Source organism: Trebonia kvetii, assembly GCF_007827045.1.
In the GTDB taxonomy this organism is placed as follows: domain Bacteria; phylum Actinomycetota; class Actinomycetes; order Streptosporangiales; family Streptosporangiaceae; genus Trebonia; species Trebonia kvetii.
This window is the reverse complement of the sequence record NZ_RPFW01000003.1, coordinates 115,737-134,662: the sequence shown is the minus strand read 5'-3', so window position 1 is coordinate 134,662 and position 18,926 is coordinate 115,737. Positions and strand designations below refer to the sequence as shown.

Annotated in this window: 17 protein-coding genes and 1 tRNA gene; 5 read left to right on the top strand and 13 right to left on the bottom strand. The window is 68.6% G+C overall.

All coding sequences use genetic code 11. From position 1 onward, the window contains the following. Window positions 1-103: 103 nt before the first annotated feature. From EAS64_RS15380 to EAS64_RS15365, 4 genes are all read right to left on the bottom strand, one after another. Window positions 104-3,169, bottom strand: coding sequence for an AfsR/SARP family transcriptional regulator (locus tag EAS64_RS15380; RefSeq protein WP_222849338.1), 3,066 nt, complete (start codon window positions 3,167-3,169; stop codon window positions 104-106). Between the two features lie 637 nt (window positions 3,170-3,806). After that, a complete protein-coding gene (locus EAS64_RS15375) occupies window positions 3,807-4,775 on the bottom strand; it encodes a ribose-phosphate diphosphokinase (RefSeq protein WP_222849430.1) in 969 nt (322 codons plus the stop codon). Between the two features lie 51 nt (window positions 4,776-4,826). Beyond that, a complete protein-coding gene (gene glmU / locus EAS64_RS15370) occupies window positions 4,827-6,260 on the bottom strand; it encodes a bifunctional UDP-N-acetylglucosamine diphosphorylase/glucosamine-1-phosphate N-acetyltransferase GlmU (RefSeq protein ID WP_145853704.1) in 1,434 nt (477 codons plus the stop codon). Window positions 6,261-6,579: 319 nt separating this feature from the next. Beyond that, entirely contained in the window at window positions 6,580-8,391 is a 1,812-nt protein-coding gene (locus EAS64_RS15365; RefSeq protein ID WP_145854771.1) for an MFS transporter, read from the bottom strand. 398 nt (window positions 8,392-8,789) lie between these two features. Between EAS64_RS15365 and EAS64_RS15360 the strand changes: the two genes are divergently transcribed. Further along, complete coding sequence (locus EAS64_RS15360; RefSeq protein WP_222849337.1) at window positions 8,790-9,431, top strand: hypothetical protein; 642 nt, start codon at window positions 8,790-8,792, stop codon at window positions 9,429-9,431. Between the two features lie 33 nt (window positions 9,432-9,464). Here EAS64_RS15360 and EAS64_RS15355 read toward each other — a convergent pair. Next, window positions 9,465-9,535 (bottom strand) — tRNA-Gln (locus EAS64_RS15355). Between the two features lie 268 nt (window positions 9,536-9,803). On the opposite strand from EAS64_RS15355, the gene EAS64_RS15350 reads away from it, so the two are divergent. Beyond that, window positions 9,804-10,910, top strand: a complete 1,107-nt coding sequence (locus EAS64_RS15350) for an acyl-CoA desaturase (RefSeq protein ID WP_145853702.1) — start codon at window positions 9,804-9,806, stop codon at window positions 10,908-10,910. 16 nt (window positions 10,911-10,926) lie between these two features. Beyond that, on the top strand, window positions 10,927-11,541 hold the full coding sequence (locus EAS64_RS15345) for a TetR/AcrR family transcriptional regulator (protein ID WP_246115705.1): 615 nt from the start codon (window positions 10,927-10,929) through the stop codon (window positions 11,539-11,541). On the opposite strand, the gene EAS64_RS15340 is transcribed toward EAS64_RS15345, so the two are convergent. From EAS64_RS15340 to EAS64_RS15330, 3 genes are read right to left on the bottom strand one after another with little or no spacing between them, the layout of a single operon-like run. Beyond that, the gene (locus EAS64_RS15340; RefSeq protein ID WP_145854770.1) at window positions 11,538-12,020 is read right to left on the bottom strand and encodes a rhodanese-like domain-containing protein; all 483 of its coding nucleotides are present in this window, start codon (window positions 12,018-12,020) and stop codon (window positions 11,538-11,540) included. The genes EAS64_RS15345 and EAS64_RS15340 overlap by 4 nt on opposite strands. A 14-nt stretch (window positions 12,021-12,034) precedes the next feature. After that, window positions 12,035-12,523 (bottom strand): cupin domain-containing protein, encoded by a 489-nt coding sequence (locus EAS64_RS15335; protein ID WP_145853701.1) that lies wholly within the window; start codon window positions 12,521-12,523, stop codon window positions 12,035-12,037. Window positions 12,524-12,574: 51 nt separating this feature from the next. Next, entirely contained in the window at window positions 12,575-13,372 is a 798-nt protein-coding gene (locus EAS64_RS15330; protein WP_145853700.1) for a trans-aconitate 2-methyltransferase, read from the bottom strand. An 83-nt stretch (window positions 13,373-13,455) separates the two neighbouring features. Between EAS64_RS15330 and EAS64_RS15325 the strand changes: the two genes are divergently transcribed. After that, window positions 13,456-13,983, top strand: coding sequence for a MarR family winged helix-turn-helix transcriptional regulator (locus tag EAS64_RS15325; protein ID WP_145853699.1), 528 nt, complete (start codon window positions 13,456-13,458; stop codon window positions 13,981-13,983). Here EAS64_RS15325 and EAS64_RS15320 read toward each other — a convergent pair. Further along, window positions 13,973-14,428: a hypothetical protein gene (locus tag EAS64_RS15320; protein ID WP_145853698.1), complete on the bottom strand. Its 456-nt coding sequence runs from the start codon at window positions 14,426-14,428 to the stop codon at window positions 13,973-13,975. The genes EAS64_RS15325 and EAS64_RS15320 overlap by 11 nt on opposite strands. On the opposite strand from EAS64_RS15320, the gene EAS64_RS15315 reads away from it, so the two are divergent. After that, entirely contained in the window at window positions 14,418-14,729 is a 312-nt protein-coding gene (locus tag EAS64_RS15315; RefSeq protein ID WP_145853697.1) for a hypothetical protein, read from the top strand. The two genes, EAS64_RS15320 and EAS64_RS15315, sit on opposite strands and share 11 nt — an antisense overlap. A 115-nt stretch (window positions 14,730-14,844) precedes the next feature. Here the strand turns inward: EAS64_RS15315 and EAS64_RS15310 are convergent, their stop codons facing one another. The 4 genes from EAS64_RS15310 to EAS64_RS15295 all read right to left on the bottom strand — a co-directional run bounded on the left by EAS64_RS15310 (window position 14,845) and on the right by EAS64_RS15295 (window position 18,920). Then, complete coding sequence (locus tag EAS64_RS15310) at window positions 14,845-15,363, bottom strand: DUF6114 domain-containing protein (protein WP_145853696.1); 519 nt, start codon at window positions 15,361-15,363, stop codon at window positions 14,845-14,847. A gap of 4 nt (window positions 15,364-15,367) precedes the next feature. Next, the gene (locus EAS64_RS15305) at window positions 15,368-15,949 is read right to left on the bottom strand and encodes a DUF6230 family protein (protein WP_145853695.1); all 582 of its coding nucleotides are present in this window, start codon (window positions 15,947-15,949) and stop codon (window positions 15,368-15,370) included. Window positions 15,950-16,146: 197 nt separating this feature from the next. Continuing rightward, a complete protein-coding gene (locus EAS64_RS15300) occupies window positions 16,147-17,994 on the bottom strand; it encodes an ABC-F family ATP-binding cassette domain-containing protein (RefSeq protein WP_145853694.1) in 1,848 nt (615 codons plus the stop codon). After that, on the bottom strand, window positions 17,913-18,920 hold the full coding sequence (locus EAS64_RS15295) for a 4-(cytidine 5'-diphospho)-2-C-methyl-D-erythritol kinase (protein ID WP_145853693.1): 1,008 nt from the start codon (window positions 18,918-18,920) through the stop codon (window positions 17,913-17,915). Before EAS64_RS15295 ends, EAS64_RS15300 begins: the two co-directional genes overlap by 82 nt. Window positions 18,921-18,926: the final 6 nt, after the last annotated feature.

Sequence of the window (18,926 nt, the reverse complement as noted above, 5' to 3'; positions counted from 1 at the left end):
AAGGATTCCCCGTGCGCTATCGCGCACTGGCGATTTTAGTGACATGCAAGCCGCTAATCTCGCTAATTTCTCGACGCGTCGCGAAGCCCGGCGACGCCGCGGCTTACCGCCTGCCGGTCCCGTCGCCCTGCCCGGTAGCCAGCGATGCGAGCAGCGCTTCCGTCTCCGCCGCGTCATCCCGGTAGCCGATCTGCTCGAAGATCCGCAACGCGCCGGCCAGCGAATTTCTCGCGGCGGCCACGCTGCCCGCCTCCGCCTGCGCGGTACCCAGGCTCTTGAGCGTCCACGCCTCCCCGTCCAGGGCGCCCGACGCGCGGTGCTTGAGAAGCGCTTCCTCAAGCCTGGCGGTCGCCTCGGCAAGCCGACGCTGACGCAAGTAGACAAGCCCGAGATTATGGAGCGCGTGCCCCTCAGCGTTGCTGCCGAATTCGCGGGCGATCTCAAGTGCCTGCAGATAGCATTGGGCGGCCGCGTCAAGATCTCCGAGGGCGAAGTACACCTCGCCGAGGTTGTTCAAGGCGACGCTGCGGTGCGAGGTGGCACCCATCGGCTCAAGCAGTTCTGCGGCGTGCTTGAGGTAGCGGAGCGCGTCCTCGCCCGCCCCGTGCATCTGCAGGTGCCCTAGCCCGAGCACGATGGCCGTCTGCGCCTCGCCTCGCGTGTCACCGAGCTGCTGCCTGATCTCCAGTGCCCGCTCGAGGTATCCGAACGCATCGGGATCGCGCAGGCTCACCAGCGCGAAGCCGAGCTGGTTGAGCGCCCACGCCTCGCCGAGCCTGTCGCCGGCTTTCTGCGCGCTGTCCGCACCGACGCGGTGCGTGGTCACGCAGTCCGCCCAGTTACCCCGGCGGTTGAACAACGGGAACAGGGTCGGCGGCAGCCGCCACGCAACCTCCTGCAAGCCGGCGCCCGCGGCCTGCCGGGTCGCCGCGACGAGGTTGGCGCGCTCGTCGTCGTACCAGGCAAGCGCGGCGTCGACGGTGCCGAACGCCAGCGCCGGGTAGCCCGCTTCGTCAGGCGGGCGGGAGATCTGGTACCGCTGGGGTGATACCCGGTCCGCGGCCGCCTGTGCCGAGTCCAGATACCACCACAGGAGCCTGTCCACCGCGGCGTCGCGCGCGTCGTCGGATTCCTCAGCCGACGCACGCTCCATGGCGTAAACCCTGAGCAGGTCGTGGAATCGGTACTGGTCGGGGGCGGGAGACTCGAGGAGGTTGATATCCACAAGCGCCTCGAGCACGTCAGCCACGTCGTCTTCCGGCTCGCCGAGCAGTGCCGCGGCGGCAGACAGGCTGATCCACGTCCCCGCCCAGAGGCCGAGCAGCCGGAACGCGCGGGCCGGATCGATACCGTTGCTCGCCGTCCGCAGGCTGTCGTAGCTCACCTGGAAGCTGGCCCGGACGGCGAGGTCGCCGGTCTTGAGCTCGTCAAGCCTGCGGTGCACGTTGCGCAGGCGGCCCGCCAGCGTCGCGATCCGCCATGAGCTGCGCGCCGCCAGCCGGGCGGCGCAGATCCTGATGGCGAGCGGCAGCCCGGCGCAGGCGACGAGGATCTCGGCGGTGGCGTCGGGCTCGGCGGCGGCCCGTTCCTCGCCCACGATCCTGGCGAACAGCGCGAGGGCCTCGGTGTCCTCAAGCACGTTCAGGTCGAGGAACCGCGTGCTTGCCAGGTCCGACGTCCTGTTCCGGGTCGTGACAAGGACCGCGCACGACGAACTGCCCGGCAGCAGCGACCTGACCTGAGCCGCATCCTTGGCGTTGTCGAGCAGGATAAGCACTCGCCGGCCGGTGAGCGTCGTACGGTACAGCGCGGCGCGCTCATCGTCCTTGGCCGGCACCTTGTCGCCCTCGATGCCGAGGTCGCGCAAGAACCTGGCGAGCACTTCACCGGGGCTGGCCGGCTGCGAGCTTGCCCCGAGCAGGTCCACGTAGAGCTGACCGTCGGGGAACTGCTGGCTTACCTGGTGCGCGGCGTGCACGGCGAGCGCGGTCTTGCCGAGGCCCGCCGCCCCGTTCACGACAACGACACGGACCGCGCCTGGGCTGCGCGCCGCATTGCCGCCGAGCAGCAGTCCGCACAGGTGATCGACGTGCGTCTCACGGCCGGTGAAGTCCGCGATGTCCGCGGGAAGCTGCGTCGGCCGTGCGGCAAGCGGCACGTGCGCCATGCCGTCGGCCTGCTGCGCCGCGGAGGCCGCCGACGGATCGGCGAAGGTGCCGATCGCGATCGCGCCGCCGATCTCGCCCGACGGCGGCTCGCCGGACTCCACGTCGGAGGCGCCGGCCGCTTCGCGGGGGACGCCGGCCGTCCTGGATTCCGCGATGGCACCCGCGACGACGGCGGCAAGGGCATCGTCGTCGGGCTCGAGCGGCGCAGGCCGCTGGCCGGGGCGCGACGGGCGCCGCGGACGCTGCGGCACCGACGGCGCAGGCGCCACAGCGGAAGCGTCGGCCGCGAGCAGGTCCGCGTACAGCCGCTGCAGCTCGCTGCCAGGATCCACGCCGAGCTCATCCGCGATCACCTGGCGCGCCTGCGCGTAGATCTCGAGCGCTTCCGCCCGGCGGCCCGCCGCCTCGAGTGCCCGCATCAGCAGCGCCCACAGTCGCTCCCGGAGCGGGTGTTCCGTCACGAGCCCGCGCAGCCCGGGTACCGCCTGGACCGCCCGGCCGCAGGCGATGTCCGCCTCGACGCGCAGCTCGGTGACGGTGAGCCAGAGCTCGGCCATCCGGTCGGCGCGCGAGGCGATCAGCGGTGACGGCGGCACGTCGGCGAGCAGCGGGCCGCGCCACAGCCTGAGCGCCTCGCCGAGCAGTGCCGAAGCCCGCTCCGCGTCGGCGGCGGCGAGCGCGGTCCTGCCGTCAGCGGCGAGCGATTCGAAGTGCTCGATGTCCACATCGCCAGGCCCGACCCGCAGCACGTACCCGGGGGCCCGGTAGACGAGCATCTTGCCCTCGGTGTCGCCGATGACCTTCTTCAGCCGGTGCACGTAGATGCTGACGAGGTTGTTCGCCGTGCTCGGCGGGACGTCACCCCACAGCTCGAGTATGAGGCTGTCGGTCGGGACGAGCTGTCCTGAGCGCAGCAGCAGACAGGCAAGCAGCTGCCGCCACTTGGCGGCGCTGATCGCCGTCCAGCCGTCCGCGGACTGCACTTCCAGCGGTCCAAGCACGCGGAAGCGCATCAGACCCGTCCGTCCGAACGCACGCTCTCCTCCGCTCCCGTTCGGCCGCGAGTCCGCCGGCAAGTACGCCGCGCCCGCCGGATGTTCCGGGCCGTGGATGTCTTTCGGGTGGTGTTGTGGATCTACTCAATCACGACTCAAGCGCGGGGTAAATCGGACACGGCATGATGTGGCGCACTTGAGCCCGCCCCAACACGGAGTGTAATGAGTTTCGCTCTTCCGCCGTGGCGTCACAGGCGAATTAATCCGGGGCCGCATTTCGACTCAATCGGCACTCAATGGGTCCCTGCGAAGCTCATCTTGGCACCAGGAAAGCAGCGGGGGCCGCGGGGCTTGTGTCCCGCTCCGTATTGGACGGTTCAACCGGGGCGCCGTCCGCTACGAAGCGGGACACAGCCGCCGCGACGCTTTCCCGGGCCAGCGGAGCTGGCGGCCGGGACCCAGGGGTGGCGGTCCCGGGCGTCACAGAAGCCCCGTCTCGCCAAACCGGGGAATGGCGAGACGGGGCGCTCTTTTTCGCGCCCGGTGGCAAAAACCGCCACCGTACCGGGCGCGAAAAAGAGCATGTCTCCCGGGGGGACGACCCCCCGTACCCCCCGATGTCGCGTGCCGCGACAAAGCCCAGCTAGCTCTGCCCGTCGAACAGGCTTGTCACCGAGCCGTCGCTGAACACCTCGTTGATCGCCCTGGCGAGCAGCGGCGCGATCGACAGCACGGTCAACTTGTCGAAGCGCTGTTCTTGCGACACCGGCAGGGTGTTGGTGATGACGACCTCAGTGATCCGCGAGTTCTTCAGGGTATCCACGGCCGGCCCGGACAGCACGCCGTGCGTGGCGGCCACGATGACCCGTTCCGCCCCCTGCTCGAACAGCGCGTCCGCCGCCTTCACGATCGTGCCGCCGGTGTCGATCATGTCGTCGACCAGGATGCAGGTGCGCCCCTTGACGTGCCCGACCACCTCGAAGACCTTGACCTGGTTGGCCACGTCGGGATCCCGGCGCTTGTGGATGATCGCCAGCGGCGTGCCGAGCCGGTCGGTCCACCGCTCACAGACCCGGACCCGCCCCGCGTCGGGCGCGACCACGGTCACGTTGCTGACGTTCAGCTTGCTTTCCAGGTAGCCCGCGAGGATCGGCAGGGCGAACAGATGGTCAACGGGGCCGTCGAAGAAGCCCTGGATCTGCGCCGTGTGCAGGTCTACCGCCATGAGGCGGTCGGCGCCCGCCGTGGCGAACAGGTCCGCGACAAGCCGCGCCGAGATCGGCTCCCTGCCACGGCTCTTCTTGTCCTGCCGCGCGTACCCGAAGAAGGGCATCACGACGGTGATCCGCTTGGCCGACGCCCGCTTGAGCGCGTCGACCATGATCAGCTGCTCCATGATCCACTGATTGATCGGCGCCGTGTGGCTCTGCAGTACGAAGGCGTCACTACCGCGGACCGACTCGAGGAACCGCACCATGATCTCGCCGTTGGCGAAGTCATACAGCCGGGCAGGCGCGACCTCGATCCCCATGCAGTCGGCGACTTCGGCGGCAAGCTCGGGGAACGCTCGCCCGCCGAACAACATCAACTTCTTCTGGCTGGGCACTGTCATGCCGCTCACGGGTGCTGCTCTCCCTCAGTCTGCACTTTTAAATCCAACAAACTATTTGGCTTCATCCGAACGGGTTCGTGCCGCTGCCTCCGCCGACCGCGTCTCCTGGCGGTTGCTGAGCACCCATCCGTCGGAGTTGTGCTGTCGCCCTCTGGCTACCCCCAGGTCACCGGAACGCACATCTTCCGTGATCACCGATCCCGCCGCCGTGTAGGCGCCGTCGCCGACGGTCACCGGTGCGACGAGGACCGAGTTGCTGCCGACGAACGCGTGCTCGCCGACCGTCGTGGGACTCTTGCGCACGCCGTCGTAGTTGGCGAAGATCGTGCCCGCGCCGATGTTGGACCCGGTGCCGATGTGCGCGTCTCCCACATAGGTGAGGTGCGGCACCTTCGCACCCGGGCCGACCACGGCGTTCTTGAGCTCGACGTAGGTGCCGATGTGCGCGTCCGCCTCGATCCTGACGCCTGGCCGCAGGTAGGCGAACGGCCCCACCGTCGCCCGCGGGCCGATCACCGCCTGCCGGCATACGGCGTGCAGCACGACCGCGTCCTCGCCCACCGTGGTGTCGGTCAGCAGGCAGCCCGGCCCGACCTTGGCGCCGGGGCCGATCACCGTGGCGCCCTCGAGCTGGGTCTGCGGCCCGATCTCCGCGTCCTGGCCGGCGGTCACGGTCACGTCGACCTGGACGGACGCGGGGTCGATGACGGTGACGCCTGCGCGCATCCAGTCCTCGAGAATCCGCTCGTTCAGTGCGCGCCGCGCCTGCGCGAGCTGGACCCGGTCGTTGACGCCGACGATCTCCACCGGATCGGCGGCGAGGACGGTGCCGACCGGGTGCCCGTCGTGGCGCAGGATCTCCACGACGTCGGTCAGGTACTCCTCGCGCTGGCTGTTGTTGGTGGTGATCCGCTTCACGGCGTCGGCGAGCAACGCGGCGTCGAAGGCGTAACAACCGGAGTTGCGCTCGTCGATCGCCCGCTCCGCCTCGGTCGCGTCCCGCTCCTCCACGATCCGCAGGAACGCTCCGCCGGCATCGCGCACGATGCGCCCGAAGCCGGGAAAGTCGCCGCGCGCGGTGAGCACGGTGACGGCATTGCCCGCCTGCGCGTGACGGCCGGCAAGCTCGGCCAGGGTGCGACCGCGCAGTAGCGGCATGTCCGCGTAGGTGACGATGACGGTGCCTGACAGAGTGCCGACCGACTCGAGCACCATGCGGACCGCGTGCCCGGTGCCGAGCTGCCGCTCCTGGACGACGATGGCCGCGCCTGGCGCCTGCTCAAGCGCCGCCGCGCTCACCCGCTCCCTGTCGTGGCCGACGACGACCGCGAGCTGCTGCGGTTCGAGCTCGTCCACCGTGGCGATGGCATGCCCGAGCAGGGACCGACCCGCCAGAGTGTGCAGGACCTTGGGGGTACGGGACTTCATCCGGGTGCCTTCGCCCGCGGCGAGGATGACAACTGCGGCCGGGGAAGTTTCGCTCACGAGTACGTGCATCTCCTCGGGTATCGCGCCGATTATCTACCGGGCCATCTTCTCCGGGAACCCCAATCCGTGGAGCGGTTGTTAACCCGCTCCTCATCCGCAGGATACCTGTCCGTACCTGGCATGAAACGTCCGGATGTCGCAAATGCTGAGGTCACCGTGTGGGTATTTCCCTGCACACGACGGCCCCGCCTCAGCGAGCGCTGAGGCGGGGCCTCGTGGGAAGACCGCAGGGGCGCCCGAAGGACCCGCATCCCGCACCGCGTTCTCGCCGCGCGGGACGTGCCTGGGACGGGACGCCACCCGCTTCGTGCAAAGCCTAACCAGAGATGCCTGGCTTGTCGGCCGGTTGCGACGTGTCCTGGGCCACGTTGTCCGGGATGACAAGCTCGCTCGGCTCGAATGTGCCCTCGCCCGCAACCGCGGCAAGCTCGGAGCCGAGTGCCTCGGGCTCCGCGCGGTCCGTCACGCTGGGCCTGCCGGTGAGCGCAGACGCGATCGCCGCGACGACGCCGACCGCGATCGCGAACCCGAAGGCGACGCCTAGGCCGTCGTGGAACGGCGCGGTGATCAGGTGGGGGAAGAACTCCCGCCCGGTGACGTAGCTGACGTGCGCGGGCGACAGGCCATTGAGCGCCGGGCCAAGCAGCTGCTGCATCGGGTTGTAGCCGAGGAACGCGGAAAACAGCACGCCGATCGGCGGCAGGTGGGAAATCGTCGTGGCCGCCGTGGTCTGGACGCCGTTCGTGGTCAGCCCGCTGAACAGGGCGGTCGGCAGCTTGCTCGTCAGGCCGGCCACCATCAGCGAGAAGAAGACGCCAATCGACAGCACGGCCGCGGAGTTCATGAAGGTGGCGATCATGCCGCCCGCGGCGCCGCGGCTGTTGGCCGGGACCGAGTTCATCATCTCGGCGCGGTTCGGCGAGGCGAACAGGCCGCTTCCGAAGCCATTGAGCGCCAGGACAAGCGCGAACTCCCAGTAGGAGAAGTTCACCGGGACGAAGATCAGCACGAGGAACGTCGCCGCGGTGAGCAGTGAGCCGCCGACAGTGAACGCCTTGGGACCGAACTTGTCGGAAAGCACGCCTGACAGCGGCGCGGACACCACGAAGCCGACCGTCAGCGGCAGCAGGTAGATGCCCGCCCAAAGCGGGGTCTGGCTGTAGCTGTAGCCATGCAGCGGCAGCCAGATGCCCTGCAGCCAAATGATCAGCATGAACTGCATGCCGCCCCGGCTCATGGCGAGCATCAGGCTGGCGATGTTGCCGAATGCGAATGCGCGGATCTTGAACAGCGAGATGTTGAACAGCGGGTCTTCGACCTTGGTCTCGACGAAGACGAAGACGACGAGCAGCACGACGCCGCCAATCATCGAGCCGAGGACGAACGGGCTCGTCCAGCCCATCGCGTGCCCACCGTAAGGCTGCAGGCCGTAGGTGATGCCGACCAGGATGGAGATGAGGCCGACAGCGAACAGCAGGTTGCCCCACCAGTCCATCTTCGCCCGCTTGCGTACGCCCGTATCGCGCAGCATGAAGTAGGCCCAGACGGTGCCGAACGCGCCGATCGGGGCCGAGACCAGGAAGATCAGGTGCCAGTTGATCGGGGCGAGCACGCCGCCGAGTACTAGGCCGATGAACGACCCGGAGATGGCCGCGATCGAGTTCAGCCCGAGCGCGGTACCGCGCTGGTTGGCGGGGAACGCGTCGGTGAGGATCGCGGTCGAGTTCGCGAACAGGAACGCGCCGCCGATGCCCTGCACGACCCGCCAGATGATCAGCCACAGCGCGGCGGCCACACCGTGCATCCAGGTCACGGTGAGGAAGATGGAGGCAACGGAGAACACCGCGAAGCCGATGTTGTACATCCGCACCCGGCCGAACATGTCGCCGAGCCTGCCGAACGCCACCACAAGCACCGCGCTTACGACCAGAAACCCCATGAACATCCACAGCAGGTAGCTGGTGTTCCCCGGTCCCAGCGGGTTCAGGCCAATGCCGCGGAAGACATCGGGCAGCGCGATGAGCACGATGGACTGGTTGATGGTCGCCATCAGCACGCCCAGCGTGGTGTTCGACAGCGCGATCCACTTGTAGTTGGGCCCGAGCGCACGCACGGGCTTGTCCGGCATGCCTGCCACCTCGGTGTTACCCGTCATGGACGGAATGCCCCCCACCTAGTCGCGGATGGTTGAGGGTCAGCACGGGATCAGTACTTGCTTAACCCCAACCAACGATAACTCACCGGAGTCTCCCTCCGCATTCGGCCTTGCCCGCGCCTGCGGCGAGTCTCTCATTCAATTGACTACATTTGATGTAGCATTAGAACATGACAACGATAGACAACCGACCGTAGGTTCGCGAGCAGGCGATCGCCCTCCGCCTCGCGGGCAAGTCCCGTCGCGAGATCAAGGAGATCCTCGGCCCGGTAAGCAACAGCACTCTCAATGACGCTCTGGCTGGCACACCACCGCCCGCCTGGACCCGCCGCCCCAATGCCAAAGACGAGATTCGCGCCAGGGCAAGAGAGTTGCGCATCCAAGGACTCGGCTACAACGAGATCGTCGCCGAGCTGGGTGTCTCGAAGAGTTCCGTCTCCCTGTGGGTTCGCGACCTCCCGCAGCCTCCTCGGATGAGCGGCGCCGAGGGCAGGCAGCGGTCGATCGAGGGGGCGCGCAGGTACTGGGAGAGGGAACGGCAAGTCCGCGACGCTCAAAGGGCTGCGGACGTGGCGCGTGCCGCGGAAGGTGTTGGCGATCTGAGCGACAGGGAGGTCCTGATCGCTGGAGCCATCGCGTACTGGTGCGAAGGCGGCAAGCGAAGGCCGCCGGTCAACTACGAGCGGGTCATCTTCATGAACAGCGATCCCGGGCTGGTCAGGTTCTTCCTGCGCTTCCTTGCTGTCGCAGGCGTCCTGCGCTCCGAGCTGACCTACAACGTCAACATTCATGAGAGCGCCGACATCGAGGCGGCCCAGCGGTTCTGGGAGGAGGTCTGCTCCGCCCCGCGCAGTCAGTTCACGAAACCGACCCTCAAGCGGCACAACCCCAAGACCAACAGGAACAACACCGGCGAGGGATACCACGGCTGCCTGCGGATCTCGGTGTACCGAAGCAGCGCGCTCTACCGCAGGATCGAAGGCTGGGCATCCGCAGCGATGTGCGCCGCGTGACTTAGGCGGGGCAGGACCCGAACCAAGGCTAGGCTCCCGGGGAAGGATTCGAACCTCCGTAAAGCGGACCAAAACCGCTTGTCCTGCCACTAGACGACCCGGGATGGCAGCGTCAACTCTACCGGGAACCCCGCACCGCTGCAGCGGTGCAGACGGCACTCAGAGGCACACCTCCACTAGCTCGGAGTTGACTCAGTGAACCCTGTGACGTGTGCCTCGAAGCTCCCTGGGTAGTGGCCAAAAACTCGGGATTTACCTGGGCATTTACAAGAATTCATCTGGGACTCTTGCGCAACCTACGGTTTCGTAGGCTACGGTTACGTAAGCGTACTGGGCAGCCGCCTGCGGGCGCCTAACCCCTCGGGAGAGATCATGGCAAGGACTCCGGATGCACGTGAGACGGGCACAACGCTCGTCGGGAGCGAGGACACCGCGCTGTCGCTCGATCCGAACGCCGCGCCGCTGCTGCGCAAGGCAACATCGGAAATCGACGAAAAGCCCGTCACCAGGGCACAGCAGATCACGACCGGAGTATTCGTCTTCGTTCCGATGCTGGCACTGCTCGCCGCGATCCCGTTCGCCTGGGGCTGGGGCCTCGGCTGGCACGACATCGTGATCGGCGCCGTCTTCTACTGGGTGTCCGGCCTCGGTATTACCGTCGGCTACCACCGCTACTTCACGCACAGCTCGTTCAAGGCCAAGACCCCGCTGCGGGTGGCGCTGGCGATCGCCGGCAGCATGGCGATGCAGGGCCCGGTTGTCACCTGGGTGGCTGACCACCGGCGGCACCACAAGTACAGCGACAAGGAGGGCGACCCGCACTCGCCCTGGCGGTACGGCGACGACGCGAAAGCGCTCGCCAAGGGCCTGATCTGGGCGCACACGCTGTGGCTGTTCGACCCCAACCAGACCTCGCAGGAGAAGTTCACCCCCGACCTGCTCGCCGACCGCAACATCCGCAGGGTCGACGCCTTGTTCCCCGCGATCGTCGCGTTCACGCTGCTCGGCCCCGCGGTGATCGGGGGCCTGTGGACCTCCACCGGGGTCTGGTCCTGGCACGGCGCCATTGAGGCGTTCTTCTGGGCCGGCCTGGTCCGGGTCACGCTGCTGCACCACGTCACCTGGTCGATCAACTCCATCTGCCACACCTGGGGCAACACCGACTGGCAGTCCCGCGACCGCTCGGTGAACGTCGCCTGGCTGGCCATCGCCTCGTTCGGCGAGTCCTGGCACAACCTGCACCACGCCGACCCGACCTGCGCACGGCACGGCGCGCTCAAGGGGCAGATCGACCAGAGTGCCCGCGTCATCCAGTGGTTCGAGAAGCTCGGCTGGGCCTATGACGTGCGCTGGCCCGACGAGGCGCGGCTGAACGCCAAGCGCACGGCCGAGGCGGCGGCGAAGAGCATGGGCAGCATGACGAAGCGTAACGAAACGACCGCGAAGCCGGTTAATCGTGCTGACAAGGCCGCGGCATAGTGGTCATGATGTTCCGGTGACTCAGCCAACCCCCCGGACAAGCAGGAAGCGGATGACCGGCCAGGAACGGCGGCATCAGCTGCTTGACGTCGGCAGGCGGCTGTTCGCGGAGCGGGGCTTCGAGGGCACCTCGATCGAGGAGATCGCCGCGCAGGCGGGGGTGTCCAAGCCCGTGGTCTACGAGCACTTCGGCGGCAAGGAAGGCCTGTACGCGGTGGTCGTGGACCGCGAGGTCGAGCGGCTGACGACGGTGACCATGATGCTGTTCGAGGGCCCGCACTCCAAGCCCAGGTTCGAGGCGGCGGCGGTCTCCCTGCTCCGCTACATCGAGGAGAACGCCGACGGCTTCCGCATTCTGGTCCGCGACTCAAGTGCTGGAGCCAACGGCGGCACCTACGGCACGCTGCTCGCGGACATCGCGGGCCAGGTGGACAACATCATGGCCGACTTCCTGAAGTCCCGCGGCCGCGATCCCAAGCTGGCCCCGATGTACTCCCAGATGATGGTCGGCATGGTGGCGTTCACCGGCCAGTGGTGGCTCGACGCGCGCAAGCCGAAGCTCGAGCAGGTGGCGGCCAACCTGATCGACCTGGCATGGAACGGCCTGGCCAACCTCGACGCCCAGGCCTAGCCGCAGGTTGCGGGGAACTCCGTCGGGGCTCCGTAGGCGGGCGACGCGCCGTACGCGATCACCACGGCGCGCTCGGCAGGCCGGGCCGTCGGCAGGCCCGCTTCCCGCCAGGCCCGGTAGCCGCCGGCCACGTCGGTGGCGCGGGCCAGCCCGAGGTCCTGCAGAGCGGCGGCGGCAAGGCTGGACGTGTAGCCCTCGGCGCAGATCACGATCGGCCGCAGGCCGTAGCCGGTGACCCAGGGCAGCCTTGAGTCGCTCGCCGGGTCGAGGCGCCATTCCAGGTGATTGCGCTCGATGACCACGGAGCCTGGGACCTCGCCCGCGGCGGCCCGCTGCGCGGCGGGCCGGATGTCGATCAGCGTGGCGCCCGCGCCGAACTCGGCGAATGCCTGCTCCGGGGTGAGCCGCGTCAGCCGGGACCGCGCCGTCGCCAGGATCTCGTCGATGGACCGGGCGCCCGCTGGCGTGCCCCCCACCATGGGGCTACTGCTATTCACCAGTCATCAGCCCCTTCCGTGCGGATCGGCACCAGGCCGCCGGGGGTGAGATCGTACCTGGTCATCGCCGACAGCGGCGGCGAGTACGCGTGGACGCTGACCGCGACGGAGCTCGCGGAGGAATTCCGCACGTCGTGCACGTGATGCTGACCGAATGACCGCACGCTCCCCGCGGTGACCGGCCGCGCAGGCGAGCCGGCGCCGCGCCGCGGCACCAGATGCTCGTCGAGCTGGCCCCACACCACGCCGAACGCCCCGTTGGCGCCGCCGTGATCGTGGAACCCGGTGGACTGCCCGGGCAGCCAGCTGATCAGCCACAGCTCGCAGAGTTCATCGACGGGAATCTGCTCGTACCAGCGGCCCTCGGGGTCCAGCCGCACCCTGGTCACCCACTCGGCCGGCGTCTCGAGCAGCCGCCGCACCCGCGCGGCAAGCTGCCTGGGCGTAAGAATCCCCTGCTCAATAGCGGTGTTGATCTGCTGCACGCGACGATCTTACCGTCTTTTCCTAGTAACTCAATAGGAAAAGTGTGATAGCTAGCTGAGCCCCGTGCGGTGGACCACGGCGAACACCCGGCGGAAGGGAAAGAGCGTACCGAACGGTTGCGGGCTGTACGCATCCCGTACCCGTGCCCCGTATTCGCTAAGGAACGCGGCGGCCTGCTCCTCGTCAAGCTCGGCGAGCACCGGCCGGAGCGTGGTCCCCTTCGTCCATTCGACCACCGGGTTCTCCCCGTGCAGCACGTGCAGGTAGCTGGTCTCCCACGCGTCCACCGCGAAGCCCGGCCGTGTGAGCAGCGCCACGTAGTCCGCCGGGTCGCCCGCCTGCCTGTTCAGCTCCGCACCCGCGAGCAGGTCACGCCAGCGGGGCGAGTCGGCCAGCTCAGCGACGATCACGTGGCTCGGCTGGCCGAGGTTGCCTGGCAGCTGGAAAGCCAGCCAGCCGCCGGGCGCGAGTTGCTCCGCCCACCGCGGCAGCAGCTCGTCGTGGCCGGGCACCCACTGCAGCACGGCGTTGCAGACGATCACGTCGACGGGGTGCTCCGGCCGCCAGTCCCGCACGTCGCCGATCGCGAACTCCAGATTCTGCGGTGACCGCCCCTCCGCACCCTGCACCGCGGCGGCTCGTGCGGCGTCGATCATTTCAGGCGAGTTGTCCATCCCCGTCACCATCGCGCCCGGCCACCGCTGCGCGAGCGCGGCGGTCAGGTTGCCCGGGCCGCAACCGAGATCCACCACGGAGCGGGGGTCGGTCGCGCCGATCTGCGCGACCAGGTCGAAGAACGGGCGGGCGCGCTCCCCGCCGAACCTCAGGTACTGACCCGCGTCCCACATGGTTCACCTCCACTTAAAGAATCTTGATGTCAAGATATTGGTAGCAGATCAAGCATCTTGACGTCAAGAGATAAGCTGGGCAGATGAGGCAAGTGACCGGCGAGGAGCGGGACGAGGTAGATGATCTCGTCGCCGCGTGGCGGCGACAACGGCCGGACCTGGACGTCGCGCCGCTCCAGGTGCTGAGCCGGGTCTCCCGGCTGGCCAGGCACCTGGACATCGCGCGGCGCGGCGCGTTCGCCGCGCACGGCCTTGAATCATGGGAATTCGACGTGCTCTCCGCGCTGCGCCGCGCCGGGCCGCCGTTCCAGCTCACTCCCGGGGCGCTGCTGCGCGCGACCCTGGTCACCTCGGGCACCATGACCAACCGCATCGACCGGCTCGCCGCCGCGCGACTCGTATCCAGGGAACCCGACCCGCGCGACCGCCGCGGCGTGCTCGTCACGCTCTCCGAGCAGGGCAAGGCCGTGGTCGACGCGGCCTTCACCGACCTGCTGGAACGCGAGCAGGCGCTGCTCGTCAGCCTCGGCGACGAGCAGCGCCCGGTACTCGCGGATCTGCTGCGGACCCTCCTCGTCCCGTTCGACGAGGGCGGTAACGCTACCCGGTGACACCCACGGCGGTCTTCTGCGCCTGACCCGCCAGGATCACCGTCTGGTCGGCGGTGACGCCTGTCATGGTGATCGGCACCACGCCGGTGACCACGTTCGCGATGTCGAGCAGGACCGCGCTCGCGGTCGACGGTGTGAAGGTGACAGGAATACCGAGGATGGAACCCGAGAGCTTCGTCGCGTACATCGTGACGCCGCTCGCGGTGAACGACGCGTCGTTCTCCGTGCCGGTCAGCCCGTCCTCGGAGATCACCGTGGTGGCATTCGACATGCTCATCGAGTCGACGGTGAACTCCATCATGGTCACGGTCCCGCCGCCGGCCAGCGGCAGGTCCACGTTGCCCTTGTACTGGAAGTTAGTCATCGTCGCCGCGTCGACGGACATCGTCCACGTCGCGTTGGACACCACGAGGCCCGGGGCCGCGGAGGCGTCCTTGGGCGTCACCGCCGCCTTCTTCTTCTTCTTACCGCCAGGGCTTGCCGTGCCGGTAGCCGACGGGCTGTCGGACGGCGACGGACTGTCCGTTGACGACGGGCTGCCCGCCGAGGCCGATGCGCTCGGCGTGGCCGACGGGTCGCCAGGCGTGCTCGGGTCCGCGGTCGGCGTGGGTGCGGCCGTTGGAGCGGGCGCCGTGGCCGTGGGGTCGGACGACGGCGCCGGCACTGGTGGCGCGGTGGAGTCGGTCGGCGACGGACTCGGGCTCGGCGATGAGCTGGTGCAGAAGATGATCAGGACGCAGGTCTGAGTCGGAGTCGGGGCTGCCTGTCCCGCCTGTGCGGCGGCGACCGCACGCCCGCCGCCCAGCCCGATGGCTCCGGCGGTGAACAGCAGTGCGGCGAGGGAAAGCACGGCCAGGCGCTTCATGCCAGCGCCGCCCCGCTCTCCGGGCCGGGGCTGGCCGACTCTGGGGCCGCCGGTTCCTCGCCCGCCTGGGTCTCCTGGAGGGGCGTCCACGCGAATGCGATCGCTCCGCCGATGATGGCGAGCAGCATGCCGACGAAGAGCCCGCCGAGGTTGGAGGCGGGGAAGGAGACGATGCCGAGCACGATCCCCGCGATGCTGTAGAAGGTCTTGTGCGTCGCGTTGAACCAGGTCATCAGGCCCGCCAAGATCAGCAGTGCCCCGATGAGGACGCCGAACACGCCGCCGATTCCGATGTAGATAACGAGCTTGACCGCGCCGTGGATCAGCACGCCGCTCAGCGGGATGGCGAACAGCTCGAGGCCGGCCAGGATCAGCAGCAGGCCACCCCAGAAGGGGCGGCTGCGCCGCCAGGCCCGCCAGCGAGCGAGGCGAGGGCGCCGGTGCCGCGGCGCGGGCACCGCCGGTGTCGGGCCTGAACCCGCTTCAGGAACGGTGCCCGCGTCGTCTGCAGTCATGGCGCTAGCAGCTCCCGCCAAAGCCAAGGCTGAGGTTCGGCAGGGTGAACGTCCCCGCCGTGGTGTACCAGGTCTTCTGCACGAGCTTGTTGATGGTGACAGAGCTCGCCTGCTCGCCGAAGGTCCCCGCGGGGCCGCCCATCGTGCCGGCGTCCTGGCCGATGCTGATGTTGTTGAAGACGGCCGAGCTCGCGGTCTGGCTGTCAGCATCGACGACCAGGTTGCTGGCGCTGACCGGATCGCCGCCACCGCCGCCCGCGGTGAGGTGGATGGTCAGCCCGAGAACCGTGACGCTCTGGCACAGATTCGTCATTGTCGCGTTCTGCATAGCGGAGACGATGACCGGAGTCTGGCCACCGCTTGAGCTCGGCAGCGCGCCGCCGAACTGCGCGAATCCGGTGCCAGTCAGCTGGTCAGCGGTGATCGTGAACTCCTGGCCGGAAACGGAGATGCTCGATGCGAGCGCTCCCTCGGCGGTAAGCCCGACCATCGTGCCCGCGACGACTACCGCGGGTACCGCGACGAGGGCGAAGCGCCGCCATTTGACCTTTCCTCGTACTGAACTGCTGCTTTTGTCGACCGACATAACGCTCCCATCCGGGGTGTCCAAGGGTGCGCGCGTCCAAGCTCATGACGCCGTCACCGTTGGCGGGCCTGATCACCGGTGTGCGGTACCTCACACCGGTGTACTGGCCGGTAAGTTACTCTCGGGTAATCTCACAGGTCAAGCGGTTCGGCATAACAAGACATTACAAATTAAACGAAGTCCTAAAAATAGCCGATCTAACCCTCAAGTGCGCTCGCGACTTCCAGCCAGCGCTCCTCAAGTTCCGCCTTCTCGGCTTCAACTGCGGACAGTTCGGCGCCAAGCTCGGTCAATTTCGCGTAGTCGGTGGCGCTTGCGGCAAGCTCGGCGTGCAGCTTCGTCTCCCGCTCCCCGGCACGGGCGATCTGCCGGTCGAGCCGGTCGAGTTCCTTCTTGGCGACGCGCTCCGCGGCGGACCCGGCCGCGGGCCGGCCGGACACTTGCTGTCCTGACACCGGCTGGCCTGCTGACGCCGCGGCGTCCGGCGCCTTCGCGGCTCCGGCCGTAAGCCCGGGCGCCGTCGGCGCGGGGGCCTGCGACCGGATCCGCAGGTATTCGTCGATGCCGCCGGGCAGGTGGCGCAGCCGCCCGACAAGGATGGCGTACTGCTGGTCGGTGACCCGCTCGATGAAGTACCGGTCATGGGAGACCACGATGAGCGTGCCCGGCCACGAGTCGAGCAGGTCCTCGATGACCGCCAGCATGTCGGTGTCCATGTCGTTGGTCGGTTCGTCGAGTATCAGCACGTTGGGCTGATCGAGCAGGATCAGCAGCAGTTGCAGCCGCCGCTGCTGCCCGCCGGACAGGTCCCGGACCGGGGTGGACAGTTGCGCCGCGGAGAAGCCGAGCCGTTCGAGCAGCGCGCTCGGGGTCAGTTCCTGGGCCTTGGAGCCGCTGCCGATCGTATAGCTGGCGCGCAGCCGCTCGATGATAATCCGGACCGGCTCGTGCATGTGGTCCTCGAGGTCGCCGAGGCGCTGGGTGAGCGCGGCGATCCTGACCGTCTTGCCGCGCCTGACGGTGCCCGCGGTGGGCTTGATCGCGCCGGCGATCAGGCCGAGCAGGGTCGACTTGCCCGCACCGTTCACCCCGAGTATGCCGGTCCGCTCACCGGGGGCGATCCGCCATTCCACGTGATGCAGCACCTCGGTGCCGTCATAGCCCGCGGAAACGTCGAGCAGGTCCACAACGTCCTTGCCGAGCCTAGCGACGGCGAGCGCCTGCAGCGACACCTTGTCCCTGATCTCCGGTACGTCGGCGATCAGGGCGTTGGCCGCGTCGATGCGGAACTTGGGTTTCGACGTGCGGGCAGGCGCGCCGCGGCGCAGCCAGGCGAGTTCCTTGCGCGCCAGGTTCTGCCGCTTCACCTCGGCCGTGGCCGCCAGCCTGTCCCGCTCCACGCGCTGCAGGATGTAGGCGGCATAGCCGCCCTCGAACGGCTCGACGATCTGGTCGTGCACCTCCCAGGTGGCGTTGCACACCTCGTCGAGAAACCAGCGGTCGTGGGTGATGACGAGCAGCGCGCCGGCGTTGGCCGGCCAGCGGCGCTTGAGGTGCTCGGCCAGCCAGGTGATCGCCTCGACGTCCAGGTGGTTGCTCGGCTCGTCGAGCAGCAGCACATCCCACTCACCCGCGAGCAGACCGGCGAGCGCGACCCGCCTGCGCTGGCCGCCGCTGAGCGCGATCACCTGCGCGTCCCAGGCGATGTCGCCGAGCAGGCCGCGGATCACGTCGCGCACCCGGGCATCGCCAGCCCAGACGTGCTCAGGCGTGTCGCCGACGACCGCCTGCTCGACCGTGAGCGAATCATCGAGCGTGTCGGCCTGGTCGAGCACGCCGATCCGCAGCCCGCCGCGAGCGGTCACCCGCCCCGAGTCGGGTCGCAGCCGCCCGGCGAGCATGGCGAGCAGGCTGCTCTTGCCGTCGCCGTTCCTGCCGACCACACCCACCCGGTCGCCGTCGTTCAGGCCAAGGGTGATGGAACCGAAGACGACTTTCGTCGGAAACTCAAGATGCAGGGCCTCGGCCCCCAGAAGATGCGCCATAACGCGTTCAAGGCTATGACGGAGGCACCGGCGGCCGGTCCCGTTGCGGTGGCAACGGCGCGGCAGACTCCCTCGGCGGACAGGCTCGCCGCCAGGTCCTTGGCGTGGATGTCGTCGCGGGCGAGGAAGTAGCACGTCGGGCCCGAGCCGGAGACAAGCCCGCCAAGGGCGCCCAGATCCTCGCCCGCGGACAAGGTCTCGCCGAGAGCGGGAAACAGCGCGATCGCAGGTGCTTGCAGGTCATTGGAGATGGCGGCGCCCAGGCGCTCCGCGTCGCCAGAGCGCAGCGCGCTCATCAATTCGGTGTTCAGCTCGGGCTCGGCTACGTCCCGGCCGGCCCGCATCTGGTCGAGCTTGCCGTAGACGGCCGGGGTGGACAGGTGTCCGTCGGCCAGCGCCAGCACCCAGTGGTACCTGACCGCGGCGACCAGTGCGGGGGTGAGCTGCTCGCCGCGGCCACGGCCGACCGCGGTGCCGCCAAGCACGGCGAACGCCACGTCGCTGCCTACGGCCGAGCCGACCTCGCACAGCTCGGACTGCGAAAGGCCCGCGGCCCAGAGTTCGTTGCAGGCGACAAGCGCGGCGGCGGCGTCGGCGCTGCCGCCCGCCATGCCGCCCGCGACAGGGATGCGCTTGCGGATCGCGACCGCCACGCCGTCACCGGGGGCAAGACCGCGGCGTTCCTGCTCGGCGCGGAGCGCGCGGACGGCGCGGAGGGCCAGGTTGTCCGCGTCTTCCGGCACGTGCTCCGCACCCTCGCCGCTGACCGTCACGCGGTCCGTGTCCGCCTGGACCGCGGTCACCTCATCGAAGAGGGAGATGGCGTGGAACACGGTCACCAGCCCGTGATAGCCGTCGGGGCGCGGCGGGCCCACCGCCAGCTGAAGGTTGATCTTCGCGGGCACCCGCACGGTCACACTCGTCACGAGAAA

Excerpts from the sequence above, each read along its gene's own strand:
- EAS64_RS15375 (WP_222849430.1), bottom strand. The coding sequence starts at position 4,775 with ATGACAGTGCCCAGCCAGAAGAAGTTGATGTTGTTCGGCGGGCGAGCG.
- EAS64_RS15365 (WP_145854771.1), bottom strand. The coding sequence starts at position 8,391 with ATGCCGGACAAGCCCGTGCGTGCGCTCGGGCCCAACTACAAGTGGATC.
- EAS64_RS15350 (WP_145853702.1), top strand. The coding sequence starts at position 9,804 with ATGGCAAGGACTCCGGATGCACGTGAGACGGGCACAACGCTCGTCGGG.
- EAS64_RS15340 (WP_145854770.1), bottom strand. The coding sequence starts at position 12,020 with ATGGTGGGGGGCACGCCAGCGGGCGCCCGGTCCATCGACGAGATCCTG.
- EAS64_RS15330 (WP_145853700.1), bottom strand. The coding sequence starts at position 13,372 with ATGTGGGACGCGGGTCAGTACCTGAGGTTCGGCGGGGAGCGCGCCCGC.
- EAS64_RS15325 (WP_145853699.1), top strand. The coding sequence starts at position 13,456 with ATGAGGCAAGTGACCGGCGAGGAGCGGGACGAGGTAGATGATCTCGTC.
- EAS64_RS15310 (WP_145853696.1), bottom strand. The coding sequence starts at position 15,363 with ATGACTGCAGACGACGCGGGCACCGTTCCTGAAGCGGGTTCAGGCCCG.
- EAS64_RS15305 (WP_145853695.1), bottom strand. The coding sequence starts at position 15,949 with ATGTCGGTCGACAAAAGCAGCAGTTCAGTACGAGGAAAGGTCAAATGG.
- EAS64_RS15300 (WP_145853694.1), bottom strand. The coding sequence starts at position 17,994 with ATGGCGCATCTTCTGGGGGCCGAGGCCCTGCATCTTGAGTTTCCGACG.